Raw genomic sequence first — 21585 nt, 5'->3', positions numbered from 1 at the left:
AGAGAGGTGAATACGGATGATCCCGGCCAGCAAGGCTTCGAAGCAGCCAAGATTCATTCCCTTCGGATATAAACTGATGATTACTTATATGGTCTTTATCATCATTCCGGTGATCGCGATCGGTTATTTCTCTCATTCGATGTATGAGGATTCGATTCGGGTACAGACGAGGAGTAATATTCAAGGCACTCTGCTGCAAATGAAGGATAATATTGAATACAAGCTTTCCGATGTCGAACGGATATCGAACATGCTTTACGAGGATTATTCGCTGATTACACAGCTTCGCATTTATGAGAAGGGGTGGGACACTTATGAGCGCACCACCAAGATCGTAAGACCCAAATTTTCTATTGCAGTTAATGCAACCAGCCTCAATATCGCGATGTACATATTTCTCGCAAATGAATCGTTTCCCGAAATTTATCATGGCAAATTCCTGCAAGAGCGGCCGGACCTATTAGAAAGAAACTACAACCTCTACCATCTTAGCCGGATCGAGGACAAGGCGTGGCATCGCAATTTCCCGGCGGAACAATTCGGCGAGACGATGACATGGCAGCGGGTGGAGAGGGACGAGGATTTTGGCCGGATCTCGTTATTGCGCAGACTGGTAGACAGCCAGAATCCGCTGGACTTGAATGAGATTGGGTTCATGAGGTTCAGCGTCAGGATAGATGAGCTGTTTCAAGGGTTGGATTATAGCAAGATCGGGGAAGGCAGTGCGCTTGTGATTAAGGATGAGTATGGAAGAGTTCTCTACCAGTCAGGCCTATTGCCGGAAGGAGAAGCTCATGGAGAAGCTTCATCCCATCTCTATTTGACGATTCAAGAATCGGTGGGAGAGTCCTGGGCCATGACAGCGTATGTACCTATGACGGTCATGGAGCAGGACTCGGCCAAGGTGCGCATGTTCATTTTACTCATTTGCATGCTCTGCCTGATTGTCTTCACGTTCGCAGGGATGTTCATTTCCAGGTATTTCTCTATCCGAATGAATAAAATTGTCTATGTGCTCAATGCTTTCCGGGAAGGGGAGCTTCACAAGCGAATGGGCTATCGGGGAAAGGATGAGTTTGGTCAAATCGCTGCGGCATTGAATGAAATGGGCAGAGACATTGATCATTTGATCGACCAGGTGTATCTGACCCAGATCGAGAAGAAGGAGGCGGAGCTGGAATCTCTGCAGGCCCAGATTAATCCGCACTTCCTGTACAACACATTATCGTCCATCAGCCGGCTCGCGCAATTTGGAGAGATTGAGAAGCTTCAGCGGATGGTGCTTGACCTGGCGAAATTCTACCGGCTCTCGCTGAACGAAGGCCGGACGGTCATTCCGATCCGCAGCGAGCTGGAACAGGTACAGGCTTACATGAATATTCAGACTACCAAATTTGGCGATGCGGTCTCCATATTCTATGATATTGACCCTTCGATCATAAAGTACGATACGATCAAGCTGATTTTGCAGCCCTTTATCGAAAATGCACTGGAACATGCCTGGTTCGGGAACTCCATTCATATCACTGTGTCAGGGAAGCTGCATGGAGAAGATATCATTTTTAAAATTATCGATGATGGAACGGGGATGAGTCCGGATAAGATCAAGCAGATCTTCGACCCGGTAGAAGGACTGAATACAGGCTATGGCATCCGTAACGTCAACAGCCGGATTCAGCTTCATTACGGAAGCAAATACGGGGTAAGCATCGGCAGTCGCCCCGGAATCGGAACAACGGTGCAGATCGTCATTCCTGCATGGCGCGAAAAGTAGCTTGACAGCCGCTCGGTTCGAGTTTTAAATAGACCAATAGTGTGTAAAAGTCGGATCACGAAAGGGTAGCGATCATCATGTTTCCTCAGTTAAAGCAAATTCACCCGTTGTCCTGGACGATCATTATTGGAACTATTTTCGGGCGTATGGCTACGTCAATGAGTATTCCTTTCCTGTCCATCTATTTGATCGGCAAGCTGTCTGCAACGCCTTCCCAAGCTGGAATCGTGGTAGCGGTCAGCTCTTTGATCGGAGTATTTGCCAGCTTCTATGGCGGTTATATTTCGGATGTGATCGGCCGTAAGAAAGTGCTTTTCATTTCAATATTCGGTTGGGCTATTGTCTTCGTCGGGTTTGCCCTGGCGGACCGGATCTGGCTCTTCTTCGTGTTTAATGCATTGAACGGCTTATGCCGTGCCATGTTCGAGCCAACCTCACGGGCGCTTCTTGCCGATATTACCGCGAAGGAGAACCGGCTGCTGGTATTCAATCTGCGCTATGCGGCGATCAATCTCGGGGTCGTGGCGGGTCCGATTATCGGTCTGCAAATGGGCGTTGCCGACTCGGCTCATGTGTTCTATATCGCTGGGCTGGTGTACTTTTGCTATGGTCTGATTCTTCTGATGCAATTCCGCAGACATACCCACATTGGCGGAGTGAAGTCACAGGCCGAGGAACGGCTGACCTTATCAGAAGCATTGCGAGTAACGGGAAAGGATCGGACCTTTATCTTTGTTTTAATGGGGACGATATTCTGCGTGCTGGGATACGGTCATTTCAATTCTACGCTTCCTCAGTATATGGAATTAAGCGCGGTCATTCAGGATAGTGCAACCTGGTTCGGGTATATGATCTCATTGAATGCAATTACCGTGTTGATCATCCAGTTCCCGCTCGTCCGGCTGGCGAGCCGGTTCTCTCCGGTTGTCCCACTTATTGCCGGGAATGTGTGTGTAGCATCCAGCCTGCTCTTGTTCGGATCCTTTCCGTACCTATGGACGATGTTCCTCGCCGTTATTCTGTTCACGATCGGCGAAGTTCTGATGTTCACGATGACGGATTTGTTGATTGACCGGATTGCAAAGCCGGGGTTAAGGGGAACTTATTTCGGGATGTTCGGCTTCAATAATCTTGGCAATGTGCTGGCGCCATTACTTGGCGGATTCTTACTCGAGGGTTTAGGTGTAGACCGGTCGGTGCAGATCTTCGCGATTATCGCATTAACGACGGCATTTGGCCTGCCGTTCCTGTTTATTGGACATCGCTGCCTATCGGGCAAGACGGCACAAGACGCTGGACAGGACAGCCTCACAGGATAATTCGAAAACAGACCGCCATATGTGCGTGTTCAAAAGATGACTTTTTGAACAACCTCTATATGTTTCTTTCAAAGCTGGGGTTTAGCCCAGTCCCTCCCGGGGATGACACGTATACTGTGTTATGACCCTGGGGAGGTGAGGAACGGTGACGGTAAAAGAACGCGTAAAGCTGGCTCGCAAGCACATCGGAAAACGGGTGAGAATCCGAACGAAGACCGGGGCAGATCTTTACGGGACAATAGTCAAAGTAAAAGGGAATAGATTATATTTGAAGACGAGTTCAGTTCATCCGGAAGGAAATAAAGCCCATGTAACCTTTGCTCCTTTGATTCTTCCGTTAGTCCTGTTCGATTTGCTGGTTATCGTATTGCTGGATGACCGGAGAAGACGGAGATATTGGCTCTAGTATTTTAAAAATAGAAGCTCCTTTCAGGATAAGCACTGCGCCTTATGCTGGAAGGAGCTATATTATTATCTGCTAATGCAGAATGTGTATGATGTAACAGCGTTTTCATGGTATCTTGGTGTTGATACTAATATATGAGAAGGGGGGATTTCAGGATGGTTTGGGTTATCGATTTCGTACTTGGCAAGCTCCATGCAAAGTCTGCAGGATCGACCGGGCGATAATTTGCATGGAGCGATCATGAATGATCGCCCGTTTTACTGGACTTGATGTCCGTTAACAGTTGATTCTCCGCAGGCTTTGCTCCCTTAAACTCAAACCATGATTTAAGGAGCGGAGCAAATATGAAATATAAGAATGCGGATGCGGTTTTGCCGGAAGTGCTGCTTAGAGAAATTCAGAAATACATTCAAGGAACTACGATATATATCCCGAATACGGACGGGGTACGCAAAAAGTGGGGAGAGAACTCGGGAAGCCGTGAACTGTTAATCCGCAGGAACCGGGAAATTAGGGCCAAATTCTCTGCGGGGCAGTCTATCGACCAGTTGGCTGACACCTTCTGTCTCTCTCACGATAGCATCAAGCGGATTGTTTATACGAAAAAAAGATAGCATTAAGCCCGCTCGCTCTTATAACAGCGGGCTCTTTGATATGGCAAAAACAAATATGAACAGAACTCGATCTATTCGCTTTGGAGGAGATTCTTTATTGTTGAACTGTAGCTCATTTACGAAAAAGGATCGATTATTATGGAATACCGCGAATTGACGTCATTATTGGATAGGAATCTTCACAGGATTAAGGCGAACGGAATGTATCATGAGAAAATAACGGAGCTTAAGCGCCTGCTTAACGGCGGGGGTGGCCAGTCGGGTATGGATTTTGCCGTCGAAGCAACAAAGACAACAAAGAAAGTAAAGGGTGAAGAATATGACGATAAGTCTACGGAAGTATGAACCTGATGATCTATATAAAGTGCGAGATTTTATTATTAGAACGCAAAGCTTGCTGGGTCATCCTAACAGCTGGGGAATCGACCGCTGGGAATTCGTCCCTTTCTTTCAGGAGACAAGAAGCGGTACATTGGAGCAGTGGCAGAGCAGGATCGGAATTTGGGAGGATGAGAACGGGGACATTGCGGCAGTTGCTTGCGATGACGGGGATGTGTATTTTTTGCTCGACTCCTTGGAGCCCGGTGAGCAGCTTGTGCAGGAGTTGTTCGAGTATGCGGAAGAGAAGCTTTTGATTTTCGAGCCCGGGCAGCTCTGCACACGTAATGCGCTGGCGATAACAGCGGGAATGAAAGGGATCGACCGCATAGCGGAATCCAGAGGATACACGCGTGGGCCAGGGGAAGATACGATCATGTCCCTTACGCTCGATAGAGATTTTCAAGTCTTCTTGCCGCAAGGTTATGTTATTAAAACGGGTGAAGAAGTAGATAGCCGCACAAAAGCCCTTGGGCATATCATGGCTTTCGACTACGCCGGCACAAGCGATGCGGACAAGACGCTTCTCCATTACGGAAACATCGCCAAGGCACCTGATTACAGAGCAGGGCTGGAACTGTCTGTGCTGAACACCGCCGGGGAAGTAGTATCGTTTTGCAGTCTTTGGTGGGATGAAGCGAACAAGGTAGCGACTCTAGAGCCGGTAGGTACGCATAAAGCTTACAGACGCAAAGGGCTGGGGAAAGCCGTTATTTATGAAGGCCTGAACCGGCTGAAAACACTCGGTGCAGTAAAAGTATATGTCGGTTCAGGCCAGACATTTTACCGGAAAATCGGCTTTGAGCCGGAAGTCTCCATGTACCGCTGGATTCAAAGTAAGAGATAAGCATATTTTGCTATGTGCATCTCACTTTATCAGTTCACCTGGTTATGATTAAAATAATCCAATCCCATAGCTTCCCGCACTTCGCCAAGTGTTTCCTTTGCCAACTCTTGTGCTCTGCGGGTGCCAGTCTTCAGAATATCCTCAATATCATCCGAACGTCGGGTATACATTGCCCGGCGTTCCCTCATAGGCTCCAGCATTAAATTCAAATCCTTGAACAAACACCGCTTGCACATTGTGCAGCCTATACTCCCCATTTGGCAAGCCTCCTGAATTTTATCTGCTTCTTGTGACCGGAATGCTTGATGATAACTAAAGATGGGGCAAATTTCTGGATGTCCGGGATCGTCTTTGTGCACACGAGCCGGATCCGTCACTGCCTTGCGTATCTTGAATGCCAGCTCCTCCTCTGTGCAGTCCAAAGGAATCGTATTCCCGAGGCTTTTGCTCATCTTTGCATTTCCATCCGTGCCAACTAGCCTAGGCATCTCGCTGATAATAGCTTGAGGCTCGGGAAAGACAGGACGATACAGTTCATTAAACCTTCTGATTAACTTGCGAGTTAGTTCCAGATGCGGAAGCTGGTCCTCGCCTACAGGAATAACGGTCGCTTTGCAAAAGGCGATATCCGAAGTCTGGCTGACCGGGTAGCCAAGAAAGCCGTAATATAACTCCCCAAGGCTTCGATTTCCCGATTCGGCCTTAATAGTGGGATTGTGACGAAGAGAATTAACCGTTACAAACATTGAGAAAAAGACGGTCAACTCAGCGATTTCAGGAACCATGGATTGAATAAATATCGTTGATTCATTCGGATCCACACCTGCAGCCAGATAATCAAGCGTTATTTCCCGTAAATGCCTGCTTATATTTTCGGGATGATCAAAATGTGTGGTCAGTGCCTGGACATCTGCCAGCATGACCAGGGTGTCATACCGGCTTTGCAGCTTTACTCGATTGTGCAGGCTGCCGGCGTAATGGCCCAGATGCAGCTTGCCAGTCACGCGGTCGCCCGATAGCATTCGCTCTTTGCTGAAAGGAATAATTTGATTCATTGGTAATCCTCCTTGAATATTGAATTTTTATTGTGTCTATGCAGCAGTTGCGCCACCAGCCCTCATCCATGACCATCACCCCCTTAAATAAAAAAAACTCCGTCCATATAAGGACGAAGAGTCGTTGTGCCACCTTAATTCAACTGCCTAAAGTCTGCCAACATACTTCAGCGCAGGAGATCTCATTCCCAGTACGGAAGAGCCATGAACATTGTGTTCAGATGAGTTCTTCGATACCTGTCCCATGATAACGGCGGGAAACCCGGCTGATCCTACTGGACGAGTCTTTCGGACGAGCAGCTCCAAAGGCCATTCGAATCATCGGTGGAACACCGGCTCACAGCAACCGCCGGCTCTCTGGGATCCTGTCCGATATCTACTTACCCTTTTTCTTAGCTGATAAAGATATACACTTTACTTGAAGAATTACACATTATCTTACTGCAACTTCTGTTAAGAGGTCAATGGGTGGGTTCCTCACGAGGAAGAATAATTGTTTTTTTACACTGTCTCCGGTACAAAATGTCATTGGAAATATGCATAATTTATGTCAGAATAATTTTCAATAGAACATTTTTTTGGATTTATGGATTTATAATCCTCAGAACAATTAAGGGGGACGAATTGGATTTTTTAAAACAGTTTCATTTACAACGATCTAGGGAGTGTATTAAGTTATGGAATATATAAGAAGAAGTGGTACCCGAGCATCCCTTTTGATGTTAGTTACATTCATATTGCTTACAGCCATATTATCTGGTTGCCAGAAAAACGATACTTCCCCGCAAGATGGCGAGGTAGAAATCATCTCGAAAGAACTAATAGAAATCCTTGGTCAGAACCCCAATATTGACATCTATAAGGTGTTTTATAAAAGCGATGGTATCAAGGTGCTGGCTTACCTGACCGTCCCCAAGGCTCCCGGAAAGTATCCGCTTGTTGTGAATCTTCATGGGGGATTAGCGATTGAATACAAGAATCTTACTCATTATAATTCCGACTTGACCTACGAATATATGGATATGAGTGACCAGGTGGTTTACTTATACCCTGCCTATCGTGGCTATTTGGAGAGCGAGGGCTATGTGCAGGGGATTGCGGAGAACACACGGGATGCAGACAATGGAATCAAGCTGGCGATGTCCACTGGCAGGGTCAAGGAAGATTCTGTCTATCTGATTGGTGCCTCTATGGGAGGAGCAGTGGCTTTGAGATTAGCCTCCGAGCGTCAAGATGTACAGGCTGTAGTCGGCATAGCTCCCTTTACGGGTTGGGATGTAATTATACGCTGGTTGGATGAGCATCCAGGCATAACTAAACCTGAAGTTGTAGATAATTTCAGGCAGAACGCATTCTATGTAAGATATAGCTTAATTAAATTGCATCCCGAATCAGAGGGTGACTATTCAATATTGGATAAAATCCCGAACATTAATGCTCCGGTGCTGCTGCTGCAGGGGACGAACGATGATCGTCTGATCTGGCAGACCGTTCAGGACTTTTCCAACGATCTGGAGGAGGCGGGGAAAACGGTAAAGTTCGTTCTCTATGAGGGCGGCGATCATAGCTTAGGGGGTGATTATCTAGATCAGAGAAACCAGGAAATTCATCAATGGCTGCAAAAATATGGTCTCACGGAGTCATTCACCATGCAGTAGCGCTAATCAGCCGTGTTCTAAGGGGCCATCTTAACATGGACTCCAGTCTGAACGCGGCTGATGAAATGGGCGGTGCTTATTTGCTTTTTCGTGACAGATTAAGCATGGACAATCCAAAGAATAACAGGGTTGTGCCGAGAAGGATTACAATGCTTAGCCAGCTTTGTACGGTGTAATCTCCGAAGTAGTAGACAACACCCATGTTCTGCTGGAACTGCTCCATAGCCTCTGCGGGCGCTCCGGCGAAAGAAATTTCCATCGGTCTTTCAAGCATCACACTGCGAATTAATACGCCGGCATGGGATATCGGGAATAGCTTGATGACCCATTGCACACCATCCGGCAAGCTCCCCACAGGTACATAAATGCCTGTCAGGAAGCCGATCAAGGTTCCGATGACGGTACTGGCCGCCGAGAAGGCATTGGAGCTACGCATAAAGGTGGTGATGAAGAAGATGATCGAGCTGCTTGCCAGCACGGCCAGGACAATCAGCCCAAGCACTTTGAGCAGACTTGGCAAGGGTAGAAGCTCACCGTCAAACAGCAGGAGGTATCCTTCCCCCAGCAGGAGGGTCGCTATGCTCATAATGATCCCGACAGCGCAAGCGCTCAGAATGTAGCCGCCAGTCAGCTTCGCTCTACGAATGGGGGAGGTTGTGAAGTCCTTGAGGATCTTCCTGGATCGGTCCTCCACCATAATGCCGAAGGCCCCCGTCGTTGAAGTTACCGAGGTTACGGCGAGGATACCCGCCAATATCCAGCTATTGATAAGAAATTTGACACCCGAAATCCCCGATAAGCCATTTGCGATATTGTCCGCAAGAAATATGACATATAATCCTAAAATGATAAAGACAGCAAGCAAGGAAAACAACACAGCCGCCCGGTCGCGGAAGAAAATCTTCAAGTTTCTCTTTGCAATAGCAATCATCCGTTTCTTATCTCCGTTCCTGTGAGTCTAATAAAGACATCGTCCAGCGTTCCATTAATGATCTCCACGTTCTCGATATTGTTCCGGCACAAGTCCAGAAGCGGCAAGGCGTCCAGGGTCTGATCCAGAGAGATGCAGTAAATGCCTGCTGTATCCCGCTCATACGTAACCGCTTGCTCCTCCAGCAAGGCCACGAGTTCCTCGTCCTGCCGTGGTTTGATTTTCAACACATCCGAGGTGTAGCGAGTCTTCAGCTCAAGCGGAGTGCCATGGGCAAGAACCTCCCCGTGATCGATAATCGTAATATAATCCGCCTGTGCAGCCTCCTCCATATAATGTGTGGTCAGGAATACCGTCATGCCTTGCTCGCGCTGAAGCTTCAAGATCATCGCCCAGACAGACTTCCGCGTCTGAGGGTCGAGACCCGTGGTCGGCTCATCCAAAAACAAGATCTTGGGTGTGTGTATCAATGCGCGGGCGATATCGGCGCGGCGGCGTTGCCCTCCTGACAGCTTGCCGTAAGGTCGCTTCAGGAATTCCGTGACATTGGCGGTCCGCGCTGCCGAAGTGATAGCGGCATCCAGCTCGTTCCGCGACATCCCATAGAAGCTGCCGCGTGTTCGCAAGTTCTCCTCTACCGTCAGCAGCGGATCCAGCAGGCTATCCTGAAAGACGATGCCGATGGATGCCCGTATGTGGTCATCCTCTTGTCCAAGCTCATACCCGTTGATGACAACTCGGCCCCCGTCGGGCTTCAACTGGGTGGAGACCATATCAATGGTCGTAGATTTGCCGGCACCGTTAGGTCCGAGAAAGGCAAACAGACTGCCCTCCTCAACGTAAAAGTCAATTTTTTTGACGGCTTCGAGGGATCCGAAGGATTTCTTCAAATGACTCACTTCCATAATTTTGCTCATTGATTCTCTCCCGTCCTCTTATCTCTATTTTGCTGCAGCCATTGCAATTGCTGGTTGATGCGGCTGGCATCCACCTGATCCTTGATCATCAGCACCCCATATACTGCGAAATAAACGAAGATGCACATCCCGACGACTACCGCCAGATTAAGCGGGTTTAATACGAAAACATTCAGCAGCATGCCTGAGACAAAGACGCCAATTAAAACGTCAATCAAATCTACAGCGATGGAGAGCCAACGATTCTTCCAGGCTATTCTGTCTGTGATTGCCAACAGCAGGGTGGCGGCGGTCGACATGGCAAATAATTGAAATGCCAGCAGCGTGGTGAGCGGGGGCAGAATGTCAAGTGAAGCCAAAATGGAGTAAATAAGCACCACGAAGGTAAACGAGATACAGTCGCTGGTCAAGTATCTTTTGATATAAAGCATCCTTCACGCCTCCTAGAAATTGAATTTTTTCTTGAAGTTCTGGACGTAATGCCGGTTGATGATCAGCTTCTCCCCATTATGCAGAAGGACCTCAAATCGTCCATTCAGCAGCGCGCGTACACTGGATAGCTTCATGATATTTAGAATGCAGCTTTTGCTGATTCGCACAAAATCGGCCTTGGCGAATTGCTCCTCCAGTTCATAGAGCTTGAGGCTGCATTCATAGACATCCTTCTCGCAATAAGCAAAGCTCTTGTCATCGATGGACTCGAAATAATAGATATCTTCCAGCCGAAGCGGATAGGTGGCGCCGTTCTTTTTACCTGTGATGGAAAAACCGTACAAGCGGATCTGGGCGATGAGCTTCTCCAGCTCGGCGTCGACCAGCTTGCATTTAATCGTAATTTCAATATCCTCGTGATCGAGGGATTGATCGATAATCAGCTTCAAAGGATTCACTCCTCGGGTGTTGATGGATTGAACATTTCAGGCTGTACCTGCGGTGAGTTAAACATATCACGGGCATTTTTACAGGCGCAATAGGGTTTCCGGTAAACTGCACCTGCGGCAGGGTGAAATACATTTGCAACTTGTCTGTTGTCAGGGAGGGCCAGTCTGCATAATCGGCCAAGTTCCCTCATAGACATGTATCAGTTTAGGAAATCAAACTGCAGAGGGGATGATCACATGCGTCGGATCACGAAGATGCTGGCGATTATGATCGTTGTAAGCATCGTACTGGTTGCATGCGGGAAGAAAGATGCGGCCGGCGTCGTCAAGGATTTGGACAAAGTAGTGAACAAACTGGAGAGTTACCAGGGTACTGGTGTGATGACGCTGTACACGGGTGACAAGCCCCAGGAGTACCAAGTGGAGGTGTGGTATCAAAATCCGTCTTTTTACCGGATCGCGCTTACGAATGCTGAGAAGGATGTTACCCAGATTGTGCTTCGCAATGAACAAGGTGTCTATGTGCTGACGCCAAGCTTGAACAAGAGCTTTCGCTTCCAAAGCGACTGGCCGGAGAATCAGGGACAGGTCTATTTGTACCAGACCCTTGTCCGGAGTATTCTAAGCGACGGAGCAAGACAATTCGCCAGCGACAAAGAAAATTACGTGTTTGAAGTTGCAGCCAACTATAATACGCATGCCCTGGTACGCCAGAAGATTTGGCTTGATAAAGAAAACTACGCGCCAAAGCAGGTGCAGGTATCCGATTCTCAAGCCAAGGTCGTAGTTGAAGTCAAATTTGACAGCTTTAATTTTGATACCAAGTTTGAGAATAATTCCTTCGATATGCAGCATAATCTGGATACGGCTGCAGAGGATGCCAAAGGGACTTTGTTAGAAGTAGATGAGAACGGGATGCTGGTGGAGAAACTTCCGGATTCCTCAAGCGAAGACCCTGTGTCAGGGAGCATAGCAGAAGGGGAAGAGGGAACAGCTTCTGGAACAACTCCTGCGTTGACAGATTCCTTTGGGGTCATTGTACCGACCTATTTGCCTGACGGCGTGGCCTATCAGGATGATAAAGTGGTCGAGGGCGAAGAACGGATTATGGTACTGCAGCGCTATAATGGTACATATCAGTTCACCCTCACCGAGACGCGTTCCCCGGATCGCACGGCTTCTACTGTAACCGGTGAAATGGTCGATATGGGCTTTACCTTCGGATTTCTCAGCGGAGATGAGCTGCGCACTTTAACCTGGACAATGGATGGCCTGGAATTCCGGATTACAAGCGAGGACCTCCCCGTATCGGAAATGGTGAAAATCGCTGCTTCCATGCAGGATCAAACGGGTAAATAATAGGTAGTTCGGGCGGGTTGCGGCTGTTCGGACGGGAATCATAGTCCCTCCGTCATCCGTCTATCCGCCTCTTTTTATCCATCAAGCCTTCTCTCATTTGACAGCCGCACCGAAAGAACATTACGATAGGTGTATTGTTTTACATGGACTTTGAATCTTTTGAGAAGGTGACCTGAAGTGCAAGTGACATATCGACCTACCCAGGCTGTTATTGATCTGGATGCCCTATACTCCAACTACCGGAAATTTCGTGAGGTTCTGCCTGCTGAGATGAAGCTGCTTGCTTGTGTGAAAGCAAATGCCTATGGGCATGGAGCAGTGACAATTGCAAGAGAGCTGGAGCGCGTTGGCGCTGATTATCTCAGTGTAGCGTTTTTGGACGAAGCGCTGGAACTGCGCAGTGCTGGGATCACGATGCCAATTCTGGTGCTGGGATATACACCGCCCCATGGAGTACGCAAGGCGTGGGAGCATCGTATTACACTGACCGTGTTCAGTGATGAGGTGCTGGAGGCGATAGAGCGACTTGATCCTACGGAATTTGATCATAAGCTGCAAGTCCATGTCAAGATTGACTCAGGAATGGGGCGCCTTGGATTGCTTACCGCAGAAGAGGCTGTGTCCTTCATTCTGAGACTCCGTCAGCTTTCCCATGTGGAGGTTGAGGGGCTGTTCACGCATTTTGCCACGGCGGATGAACGGGACAAGAGCTATACATTGGAGCAGTATGGGCGTTTTCAGGTAGTAGTGGACGCGCTGCGCAAGGAAGGGATTGAGATCCCGGTTATACATACGGGTAATAGCGCAATTGCCATCGATATGCCGGAGCTGTCCGTCAATATGGTTCGGATCGGTATTTCGATCTATGGTCTGTATCCATCGGATGAGGTTGGGAAGGAACGAATTGAGCTGAGTCCGATTTTGACGCTGAAAACCGAGATTGTGTGGGTGAAGACTCTGCCGCCGAATTCGGCTATCAGTTATGGAGCCAGATATGTAACTAGCAGCGAGGAGATCATCGGAACACTCCCGATCGGGTATGCCGATGGATACTCGCGGATGCTGGGAGGCAAAGCGCAGGTATTGATACGCGGCCGTCGTGTTCCTGTCGTTGGAACGATCTGCATGGATCAATGTATGGTTTCGTTAGAGGCTTTGGCTGACGAGGCCGAAGAAATTCAAGCCGGCGAAGAGGTTGTACTCATCGGTCAGCAGTCCGGCAGCGTAATTACTGCGGACGAGCTGGCTACAAAGCTTGGAACCATCCCTTATGAATTGGTCTGCATGCTGGCCCATCGTGTTGTCAGAGTGTATGTGCGCTCGGGTGAACCAGTTACGGCAGTTAATGCACTGTTAAGTGAATAATTGCAGTGATTGACAAAAACCAACAAAACTTTTTTCTCCTGGAAGGAATTTATGCCGGAGCATCGAAACAATAATACATGGCAATATTGAAGTATATTGTTTATAATGGGATGCAGCATACTTGATATACGCTCGGCATATACTTCTTTGTATATATTTCCTTGAATAACGCTATACTGTATGTCAGGGAACAGGGTCGACTAGGTTTTGGGGGTGGAAGTTAAGATGGCCAATTTGCAGAACACCAAAAGAATCATGATCAGTTTGCCGGATCATCTTTTGCAGGAAGTGGATGGAATCGTAGCAATGGAGAATTCCAATCGCAGCGAATTGATTAGGCAAGCCATGAAGCTGTATTTGAATGAGCGGAAGAAGAGATTCATTCGCGAGTCGATGCAGCGCGGCTATATGGAGATGGCAAAAATCAATCTTTCCATGGCCTCTGAAGCATTCCAAGCGGAGGAAGATGCAGACATCACTCTGGACCGCCTAGTAAGCGGGGTGTAACTATTGATCGTAAAGCGCGGTGACGTTTTTTTCGCGGACCTTTCTCCTGTTGTGGGCTCAGAGCAGGGAGGAGTAAGGCCTGTGCTTATTATCCAGAACGATATCGGCAACCGATTTAGCCCTACAGCAATTGTTGCTGCTATAACGGCGCAAATTCAGAAGGCAAAGCTGCCGACGCATGTTGAGATTGAAGCGGCGACGCATGGCTTTGACCGGGATTCCGTAATTTTGCTGGAACAGATTCGTACGATCGACAAACAGAGACTTACTGACAAAATTACGCACTTGGATGAGGAAACCATGAAGAAGGTCAATGAAGCCTTATTGATCAGTCTTGGGTTAATCGACTTTTAAGTGTTCATATGAAGCGCCCTGACTTTTTTTAGCGGGGTGCTTTTTTATTTGAATAATATCTAGAGGTGCAGGATGATCCAAAAGCATTTTATAGCGACCCAGATCAGAAGAACGAATCGTAATCTAGGCATATTGACACTGCTTACGATTATTCCCGGAATCATCTTATTAGCTATTGGAGGAATTGAGGGAATATTGAAGCTGATTGCTGCATTTATTGAAGGACCTTTGGGATTTGAATTGCTGCTTGAGATCATATCTAACTTTATGGAGCTTCTATTCTTCGTTGTTGGATTAAGACTCCTAATTTATGGTTTAAAGAAGATGTGGCGGTTAGTACCCCGCTTAATTCATTTTGAGCAGCATCCTATTTACAAAGAGGTGGCTTATTATGGTGAATTTGAAGATGTAGCCCTCAATATTCATTATGATCTTATCCAGAGTGGGCATAAGAAATACAAAAATATATACATAACCGAGCACTGGGTCATGCAAATAACTGCTTTCCATTTAGCAGTACTCAAGCTGGAGGATGTTGTCTGGGCATACGAAAGAGTCTCAAAGCAAGAGCATGCAGCAGTGATTCCAGGCGTAGTATCCGTAGGACCGTCTGAAGTGGCCAGGACCTACAGCGTAGTTATACATTCCAGAAATCCCTTGGTGCCGATGCTCCAAGCCAGTATTACACATGAACTGGATTTTACGGAGGATATAGAGGGCAATGCACTTGAGGGAAAGAGAAAGCAAGCATACATGAATACGATTCTAGAGGAACTTGAGCGCAGGCATCCGAGGGCTATCTATGGGTATTCACGAGATTTAGAAGAAATGTGGTATAGGGATCGAAGGACCTTTATTAAAAGCGCAGGATTTAGTGTGAATTAGAGGAAGAACTGCAAAGAAACATAGCCCCAGCTTTTACTGGGGCTCACCGGTTTTAAGTTGGCTTGGTCTCAATCAGTCCGCAACGCGTATATAGGACGAAGCTTGGCTGCTTTATAAGCGGGAATCATGCCAAAGACGACCCCGATAAATAAAGAGAAGCCGAAGGAGAAGGCAACCACAGGTGCAGATACACTGGTGGAGAGCTCCGAATATTGGCCGATCAATGCGCTTGCTCCATACCCGAGGCCGATGCCTACCAATCCTCCAAATCCGCTTAGTGCAATAGATTCCACGAGAAATTGAGTCAGGATGTCCCGCTGCTTGGCGCCAATCGCCTTCCTTACCCCGATCTCCCTCGTCCGTTCACTTACCGATACCAGCATGATATTCATAATTCCGATTCCGCCGACAAGCAGGGATATGCCAGCTATGCCTCCAAGTGCAAGAGACAGTATTTGAGTGGTCGAGTTTAAGGTGTCGAGCATTTCCTGAGAGTTGAAGATGTTGTATGCATTATCAGCATTTAAGAACTTTTTGTCCAGCGCAGCCTCCAACTGACTCTTGACTCTATCGATTTGATTCGTATCCTCAACCTGAACTGTAATCGAACGAACCCCCGGACTACGCAGGAAGCGTTCTGCTGTGCTGATCGGAATCAGCAGCTTATTATCGTTTGAGGCAGTCAGGCTGGAGCCCTTGGATTCCAACAAGCCTACGATCTTGAAGCTTACCCCGTTCAGTTGAAGCGTTTGATTCACCGGATTTTCTGTTCCGAAAAAGGTGGCTGCCGCTTCGGTCCCGATCAACGCAACCTTCATCCGAAAGCTGTTGTCCAGGTCAACGATGTAGCGTCCTGCTTGAATGTGGAAATCCTGGACCTCTTCATAGGAAGGCGTGATGCCCTCGACAGAGAGGCTGTCATTGGTCGTTCCCTTCTTGGCAGTGACGGATCCGGATATAACAGGGGATACATTAGCAACCCCTTCAAGATCAGCCAAATCCATAGCTTCTTCGAGAGTCAGGGAACTTGAACTGCCGCGGCCCATAATACTTACGGTAAGGAGATCCGTCCCCAATCCTTCGAGTTGTGCTGTAATCTGTGAAGTCGTTCCTTGGCCGACAGATACGAGTGTAATGACCGAGGATACGCCAATAATGATACCCAGCATGGTTAGGAAAGCGCGAACCTTTGACCCGGAGATGCTCTTCCAGGCCATTTTCATGCTCTGCAGCAGATTCATTCCTGACTCCCCCGATCCTCAACGATTTTGCCATCCTGAATGCGAATGACTCGTTTTGCCTGTTCGGCAATGGAAAGGTCGTGGGTGATGATGAGGATGGTATGTCCGAGAGCATTCAGTTCCTTCATTTTTTCCATAACCTCAATTCCGGTCTTGCTGTCAAGCGCTCCGGTAGGCTCGTCGGCAAGCAAAAGGGGAGGGGAACCGGCGATTGCACGGGCAATAGCGACTCTCTGCTGCTGCCCTCCTGAGAGCTCTGATGGACGATGATGCATCCGGCTCTCCAAGCCTACGATACGCAAGGATTCCTCGACAGCCTTCTTGCGCTCTTTATGAGGCAGGTTACGGTAAATTAAGGGAAGCTCCACATTTTCATAAGCCGATAACTTAGGCAATAAATTGAATTGTTGAAAAATAAAGCCGATCTTCTCGTTACGAATGGTAGCCAGCTTGTTATCGGAAAGCTCCCGAACATTTTGTCCGTCAAGTAGATAAGTTCCGTCATTTGCCACATCCAGGCAACCCAGCATATTCATGAGCGTTGATTTTCCTGAGCCCGATGGGCCGATAATCGCAACAAATTCACCATGATAGATTTTAAAGGTCACTTCATGAAGGACGGTCATCAATTCACCGGCCATGACATATCCGTGCCCCAAGCCTTGAACCTCAATTAAAGGAAGGGAGGTTGAAATCATCTATCTTCCACCCCCGCCGCCATCGAAGCCGCTGCTTCCACTTGGAGCAGAACCTCCTCTTCCGCCGCTGAAGCCGCCGCCCCCCGGTACAGAACCGCTTCCTCCTCCAAAGCTGGCTCCACCGCCGAAGCCGCCAAAGGTTCCTTGCATGGCTGGTTGTTCGGAGGAACCCGATGAAGACTGGATGACGGTAGGAACAACTACTTCATCTCCTTCAGCAAGTCCGCTAACAATTTCTATGAGGCTTTCATTGTGAACCCCGACTTCGACTTCCTGGAACCGCTGGTTCGCATTGGCAGCATTCCCTCCAGGGCGCCTCGAAGGTGCAGACCCTTCAGAACCGGTATCACTCTCCTGCGCTTCAGGCTGCACACCTTCAGGTCTTGCAGGAGCTCCGGCACTGTCCTGCTCCGACGAACCGTCAGGAGCTGTTGCTGTCGCTGTCGCATTATCAGGCAGAATAACGATATAACGGCCACCCATTTGCTGCACGGCCTCAATAGGAAGTGTCAAAGTATCCGTCTTTTCGTTAATGATGATTGTGGCTTCGGCGGACATCCCTACTCGGACATTTTCGGAATTGTCCAATGCAACTGTGACATCAAATAAGGATACGCCATTGGAGGAAATTCCCTCGTTAGCAATTTGAGAAACCTTACCCTCAAAGGCTTGATCAGGAAGGGCATCAATTTGTATCGCTGATCTCATTCCGACGGCTACGTCCGGAATCTCTAGTTCGTCTACTTGAATTTGAACGCTGAGCTGCTGATAATCGTTGATAACGAACAATTCGGATCCGCTCTTTGCCTGCTCTCCTGCGGTGATATTTATACTCGTAATTGTGCCGTCAATTGGAGCTACCAAAGGGTCAGGCGGAATCATCTCTTCCTGTAAGCTTGCAATCTCAGCTTCCGTGTTCTCGATATTCATCTCTTGCTTGGTAATGGATTGCTTGGTAGATTCAAGGGTTTCTTCGTCCGCACCCTCCTGGACCTGTCTTTTGAACTGATCTTGCAAACTGGTCAATTCCCATTGTTGAGACTGAAGGTTATTCTGCATCGATCTAAGACTGTCCGTATGATCTGTTGCTTCAAAGGTCAATAGGGTTTGTCCTTTTTTCACGACATCTTGTTCCTTGACAAGCACCTCGCTGACTTTACCTTCCTCCTTAGTACGGACTGCTTCGCTTTTTGTGGAAATGATTGAACCCGAGCCGGAGACGCTGACGGTAATATCATTTTTACTGACTCGGGTTGTGTTTTGCACAGGTCCGGTTGGGCTGGCCTCTTTGTCTGGGATAACTAAGGTAATTACGACAGCAACAATACACACAATTGCAAATGCAATTCCGATCCATAACCATTTCTTCTTCATCGGTCACTCCAACTTCCTGCTAATTTTATGCTGTAACATTATGTATTGCGAGTTGCCTATCATTTTTATCGTAGGGGTTGTACATGAATCAAACCTGAATCCCAGCTTAAAGTTTTCTGAAAATTGTTTACAGAAATGCTTGGAAGCCAAGCAGGGATCAGGTACAATAGACATAATATGAGCATCCAAGTGATGTATCTGCCGAGGAGGATTTTTTTTCATGAATCAGCAACCGCCGAATCAATATCAATATGACAGTTATAACCCTCAACAAAATTTCGGGCAGCAATATCCTTATCCGCCTGCACCACCCAAGACGAGCACAAAGTCTATTGTTGCTTTGATATTTGGTATCTTGTCTATCCTTATTCCTTACATTGGTTTTATTCCCGGGATTGTGGCTATCATCGTCGCCAGCTTGTCCTTCAAGGACTTTAAGCAGAAGGGAGAGCAAGGCAAAGGGCTTTCCATTGCGGGTTTGGTCTGCGGGATCATCGGTACCGTAATTTGGGGCCTGGTTACCCTGCTTGTGGTTATTGGACTCTTAATGTATGTAAATGGCGGAGATAATTTTTACAATAATTACTACACCAATTTCTAATCCCAAAGCGAAGCACCGTTGGTCCATACTGACCCGGTGTTTTCTTTATTTTCGGGCGGCTAATTGAAGCCGGGGAGCGATACTGGAAAAGCCGACTCATCTTTGTGATAATAATAGGGAGTGCATTTTTGAAGGAAAGAGGGATTTTTTTGACGCAGCAGGTGACTGAACAACAACAAGATATGCAAGCTTCTATAGATCAGGAAAGACTCGTTCAGCAGGTAGCCAAGGAGCTTAGTCTTTCATTGAAGCAGGTGCGAACGACGATCGGGCTTCTGGATGAGGGGAATACGATTCCGTTTATCGCCAGATACCGCAAAGAAATGACCGGCGAGCTGGATGAGAATCAGTTGCGGGACATCGAGGAACGGACAGCATACTTGCGGAATTTGGAGGAACGCAAATCCGAAGTGATCCGCATCATTATGGAGCAGGAGAAGCTGACGCCTGAGCTTGAAGCTTCGATTCGGCAAGCCGTCAAGCTTCAAGAGGTGGAGGACCTTTATCGGCCGTACCGCCAGAAGCGCAAGACGCGTGCCAGTGTGGCGAAGGAGAAGGGGCTTGAGCCCTTGGCGGATTGGATCTTGTCTCAGCCGAAGCAGGGATCGCCTGTCGTAGAGGCGGAACAATATCTTCAGCCCGATCTTGGGGTGAATACGGCAGAGGAAGCGATCCAAGGCGCAATGGACATTATTGCCGAAAGTATCTCGGACGAAGCAGCTACCCGGGCTTGGGTTCGTAAATACACAATGGATCACGGAATGATGGTGTCGGAGGCCAAAGCGAAGGATGCGGAATCCGTCTATGAAATGTACTATAACTATCGTGAAGCCGCTAAGAAGATGCCCTCCCACCGGATTCTGGCGATGAACCGCGGGGAACGGGAGGATATTCTCAAGGTCTCGCTTGAAGTAGAGGCTGAGCCGATTCATCGGTACATTGCTTCGAGATGGATTCAAGGCCGCTCTGTAACCGAAGATTTATTGCGTGCAGCCATCGAAGATGCTTACAAGCGGCTTATTGCGCCATCCATTGAGCGTGAGGTGCGGGGAGAACTGACGGAAAAGGGTGAACAGCAGGCGATCTCCATCTTCTCTGCCAATCTGCGGAGCTTGCTGCTTCAGCCGCCTGTGAAGGGACAGGTTGTGCTTGGAGTGGACCCGGCTTATCGTACAGGCTGTAAGCTGGCGGTCATTGACGATACAGGGAAGCTGCTTGAAGTAGCCGTAACCTATCCGACTCCGCCCAATAATAAGAAGGTTGAAGCCGAGAGGAAGTTTAACGAATTAATCGACCGCTATAGCGTGACCTTGATTGTCATAGGGAATGGAACCGCATCGCGCGAGACAGAGCAGTTTGTGGCGGAGGTTATTGCAGGACGTAAGGATAAGAAAATGGCCTATTTAATCGTAAATGAAGCCGGTGCCAGCGTATATTCCGCTTCCAAGCTGGCTCAGGAAGAATTCCCTGATCTGGATGTAGCCGAACGAAGCGCGGTATCCATTGCTCGCCGTCTGCAGGATCCGCTGGCTGAGCTGGTCAAAATTGAGCCTAAAGCAATCGGGGTAGGTCAATATCAGCATGATGTGTCCCAGAAGCACCTGGACGAGAGCTTAAAGGGCGTTGTGGAATCTGCCGTTAACCATGTTGGCGTTGATGTTAATACAGCTTCTCCGTCATTGCTTGCTTACGTGTCCGGAGTCAATGCCACTACGGCCAAGAATATTGTGAAATATCGGGAGCAGACCGGGCGTTTCATGAACCGTAAGCAATTGCAGAAGGTGCCACGCCTCGGAGCAAAAACCTATGAGCAATGTATCGGTTTCATGCGGATCATGGAGGGAGAACATCCACTGGACAGCACACCGATTCATCCTGAGTCCTATGAGGTGGTTAACCGCCTGTTCGCCTTGTTGGGTGTAGACTTCAGTCAACTGGGCTCCAAGGAGCTGGCTGCTCATCTGGCTTCATTGGATCCGGAGGAGCTGGCAGCCCGGCTCGAGGTCGGGGTGCCTACACTCCGGGATATCCTCGACAGTCTTCAACGCCCGGGCAGAGATCCGCGGGAGGAGCTTCCGCTTCCGATTTTCCGTACTGACGTACTTAAAATCGAAGATTTAACACCAGGGATGGAGCTTCAGGGAACGGTTCGTAATGTGATTGATTTTGGAGCCTTTGTGGACATTGGAATTAAGAATGACGGACTTGTCCATATATCCCAGTTAAGCGAGGGCTACGTAAAGCATCCGATGGATGTTGTGTCTGTCGGAGATAATGTGACCGTATGGGTGCTTCAGGTTGACTTGAAGAAGGGCCGAGTAGGGCTGACGATGAGAAAGTCCCAGGCGCCGGCAGTAAATACGGAGCAGGTATAGCGCTATTCTCTAAAGAAAAAGAGGGCACCGGAAAATCTGATTTTCC

General features: G+C 48.2%; 22 protein-coding genes. 14 read left to right on the top strand and 8 right to left on the bottom strand.

Going from position 1 to position 21585, the window contains the following annotated elements; translation table 11 throughout:
- Nucleotides 1-16: 16 nt before the first annotated feature.
- The 6 genes from KI362_RS10735 to KI362_RS10710 all read left to right on the top strand — a co-directional run bounded on the left by KI362_RS10735 (nucleotide 17) and on the right by KI362_RS10710 (nucleotide 5338).
- Complete coding sequence (locus KI362_RS10735; RefSeq protein WP_044477415.1) at nucleotides 17-1774, top strand: sensor histidine kinase; 1758 nt, start codon at nucleotides 17-19, stop codon at nucleotides 1772-1774.
- A 77-nt stretch (nucleotides 1775-1851) separates the two neighbouring features.
- Entirely contained in the window at nucleotides 1852-3093 is a 1242-nt protein-coding gene (locus tag KI362_RS10730) for an MDR family MFS transporter (protein WP_301627179.1), read from the top strand.
- A gap of 145 nt (nucleotides 3094-3238) precedes the next feature.
- Nucleotides 3239-3499, top strand: coding sequence for a hypothetical protein (locus KI362_RS10725; protein WP_301627177.1), 261 nt, complete (start codon nucleotides 3239-3241; stop codon nucleotides 3497-3499).
- A 344-nt stretch (nucleotides 3500-3843) separates the two neighbouring features.
- Entirely contained in the window at nucleotides 3844-4113 is a 270-nt protein-coding gene (locus KI362_RS10720; RefSeq protein ID WP_301627175.1) for a CD3324 family protein, read from the top strand.
- A 138-nt stretch (nucleotides 4114-4251) separates the two neighbouring features.
- Entirely contained in the window at nucleotides 4252-4458 is a 207-nt protein-coding gene (locus KI362_RS10715; RefSeq protein ID WP_301627174.1) for a hypothetical protein, read from the top strand.
- The gene (locus tag KI362_RS10710) at nucleotides 4433-5338 is read left to right on the top strand and encodes a GNAT family N-acetyltransferase (RefSeq protein ID WP_301627172.1); all 906 of its coding nucleotides are present in this window, start codon (nucleotides 4433-4435) and stop codon (nucleotides 5336-5338) included. Before KI362_RS10715 ends, KI362_RS10710 begins: the two co-directional genes overlap by 26 nt.
- Before the next feature lie 29 nt (nucleotides 5339-5367).
- Here the strand turns inward: KI362_RS10710 and trpS are convergent, their stop codons facing one another.
- On the bottom strand, nucleotides 5368-6393 hold the full coding sequence (gene trpS / locus KI362_RS10705; RefSeq protein WP_301627170.1) for a tryptophan--tRNA ligase: 1026 nt from the start codon (nucleotides 6391-6393) through the stop codon (nucleotides 5368-5370).
- 719 nt (nucleotides 6394-7112) lie between these two features.
- Between trpS and KI362_RS10700 the strand changes: the two genes are divergently transcribed.
- On the top strand, nucleotides 7113-8051 hold the full coding sequence (locus tag KI362_RS10700) for an alpha/beta hydrolase family protein (protein ID WP_301627168.1): 939 nt from the start codon (nucleotides 7113-7115) through the stop codon (nucleotides 8049-8051).
- A gap of 76 nt (nucleotides 8052-8127) precedes the next feature.
- Here the strand turns inward: KI362_RS10700 and KI362_RS10695 are convergent, their stop codons facing one another.
- Genes KI362_RS10695 through KI362_RS10680 form a run of 4 tightly spaced genes read right to left on the bottom strand, consistent with a single transcriptional unit; the run spans nucleotide 8128 to nucleotide 10780 of the window.
- Nucleotides 8128-8982 (bottom strand): ABC transporter permease, encoded by an 855-nt coding sequence (locus KI362_RS10695; protein ID WP_301627165.1) that lies wholly within the window; start codon nucleotides 8980-8982, stop codon nucleotides 8128-8130.
- Entirely contained in the window at nucleotides 8979-9899 is a 921-nt protein-coding gene (locus KI362_RS10690) for an ABC transporter ATP-binding protein (protein ID WP_301627163.1), read from the bottom strand. Before KI362_RS10690 ends, KI362_RS10695 begins: the two co-directional genes overlap by 4 nt.
- Nucleotides 9896-10330: a hypothetical protein gene (locus tag KI362_RS10685; protein WP_301627162.1), complete on the bottom strand. Its 435-nt coding sequence runs from the start codon at nucleotides 10328-10330 to the stop codon at nucleotides 9896-9898. Before KI362_RS10685 ends, KI362_RS10690 begins: the two co-directional genes overlap by 4 nt.
- A 12-nt stretch (nucleotides 10331-10342) precedes the next feature.
- Nucleotides 10343-10780 carry a LytTR family DNA-binding domain-containing protein gene (locus tag KI362_RS10680; protein WP_044477427.1) on the bottom strand — a complete coding sequence of 146 codons (438 nt, stop codon included), beginning with the start codon at nucleotides 10778-10780 and terminating at the stop codon, nucleotides 10343-10345.
- A gap of 237 nt (nucleotides 10781-11017) precedes the next feature.
- On the opposite strand from KI362_RS10680, the gene KI362_RS10675 reads away from it, so the two are divergent.
- The 5 genes from KI362_RS10675 to KI362_RS10655 all read left to right on the top strand — a co-directional run bounded on the left by KI362_RS10675 (nucleotide 11018) and on the right by KI362_RS10655 (nucleotide 15250).
- Nucleotides 11018-12139, top strand: coding sequence for an outer membrane lipoprotein-sorting protein (locus KI362_RS10675; protein ID WP_301627159.1), 1122 nt, complete (start codon nucleotides 11018-11020; stop codon nucleotides 12137-12139).
- 177 nt (nucleotides 12140-12316) lie between these two features.
- The gene (alr, locus tag KI362_RS10670; RefSeq protein WP_301627157.1) at nucleotides 12317-13504 is read left to right on the top strand and encodes an alanine racemase; all 1188 of its coding nucleotides are present in this window, start codon (nucleotides 12317-12319) and stop codon (nucleotides 13502-13504) included.
- Between the two features lie 225 nt (nucleotides 13505-13729).
- Nucleotides 13730-14011: a CopG family ribbon-helix-helix protein gene (locus KI362_RS10665; protein ID WP_044477430.1), complete on the top strand. Its 282-nt coding sequence runs from the start codon at nucleotides 13730-13732 to the stop codon at nucleotides 14009-14011.
- 3 nt (nucleotides 14012-14014) lie between these two features.
- Nucleotides 14015-14365, top strand: coding sequence for a type II toxin-antitoxin system PemK/MazF family toxin (locus tag KI362_RS10660; RefSeq protein ID WP_044477431.1), 351 nt, complete (start codon nucleotides 14015-14017; stop codon nucleotides 14363-14365).
- 132 nt (nucleotides 14366-14497) lie between these two features.
- Nucleotides 14498-15250 carry a hypothetical protein gene (locus KI362_RS10655; RefSeq protein ID WP_301627153.1) on the top strand — a complete coding sequence of 251 codons (753 nt, stop codon included), beginning with the start codon at nucleotides 14498-14500 and terminating at the stop codon, nucleotides 15248-15250.
- Between the two features lie 68 nt (nucleotides 15251-15318).
- Here KI362_RS10655 and KI362_RS10650 read toward each other — a convergent pair whose 3' ends face one another.
- From KI362_RS10650 to KI362_RS10640, 3 genes are read right to left on the bottom strand one after another with little or no spacing between them, the layout of a single operon-like run.
- Complete coding sequence (locus KI362_RS10650; protein ID WP_301627151.1) at nucleotides 15319-16491, bottom strand: ABC transporter permease; 1173 nt, start codon at nucleotides 16489-16491, stop codon at nucleotides 15319-15321.
- Nucleotides 16488-17189 carry an ABC transporter ATP-binding protein gene (locus KI362_RS10645; protein ID WP_044477435.1) on the bottom strand — a complete coding sequence of 234 codons (702 nt, stop codon included), beginning with the start codon at nucleotides 17187-17189 and terminating at the stop codon, nucleotides 16488-16490. Before KI362_RS10645 ends, KI362_RS10650 begins: the two co-directional genes overlap by 4 nt.
- The gene (locus tag KI362_RS10640) at nucleotides 17190-18563 is read right to left on the bottom strand and encodes an efflux RND transporter periplasmic adaptor subunit (RefSeq protein ID WP_301627148.1); all 1374 of its coding nucleotides are present in this window, start codon (nucleotides 18561-18563) and stop codon (nucleotides 17190-17192) included.
- Nucleotides 18564-18783: 220 nt separating this feature from the next.
- Between KI362_RS10640 and KI362_RS10635 the strand changes: the two genes are divergently transcribed.
- Together KI362_RS10635 and KI362_RS10630 are read left to right on the top strand one after the other, a co-directional pair.
- Nucleotides 18784-19164 (top strand): DUF4190 domain-containing protein, encoded by a 381-nt coding sequence (locus KI362_RS10635; protein WP_301627146.1) that lies wholly within the window; start codon nucleotides 18784-18786, stop codon nucleotides 19162-19164.
- Nucleotides 19165-19346: 182 nt separating this feature from the next.
- The gene (locus KI362_RS10630) at nucleotides 19347-21539 is read left to right on the top strand and encodes a Tex family protein (protein ID WP_301627265.1); all 2193 of its coding nucleotides are present in this window, start codon (nucleotides 19347-19349) and stop codon (nucleotides 21537-21539) included.
- Nucleotides 21540-21585: the final 46 nt, after the last annotated feature.

Origin of the sequence: Paenibacillus apis (genome assembly GCF_018333295.1) — a bacterium.
Lineage (GTDB): Bacteria > Bacillota > Bacilli > Paenibacillales > Paenibacillaceae > Fontibacillus > Fontibacillus antibioticophila.
Note: the sequence above shows the minus strand (reverse complement) of the source record. Positions and strands in the feature narration are given on the sequence as shown.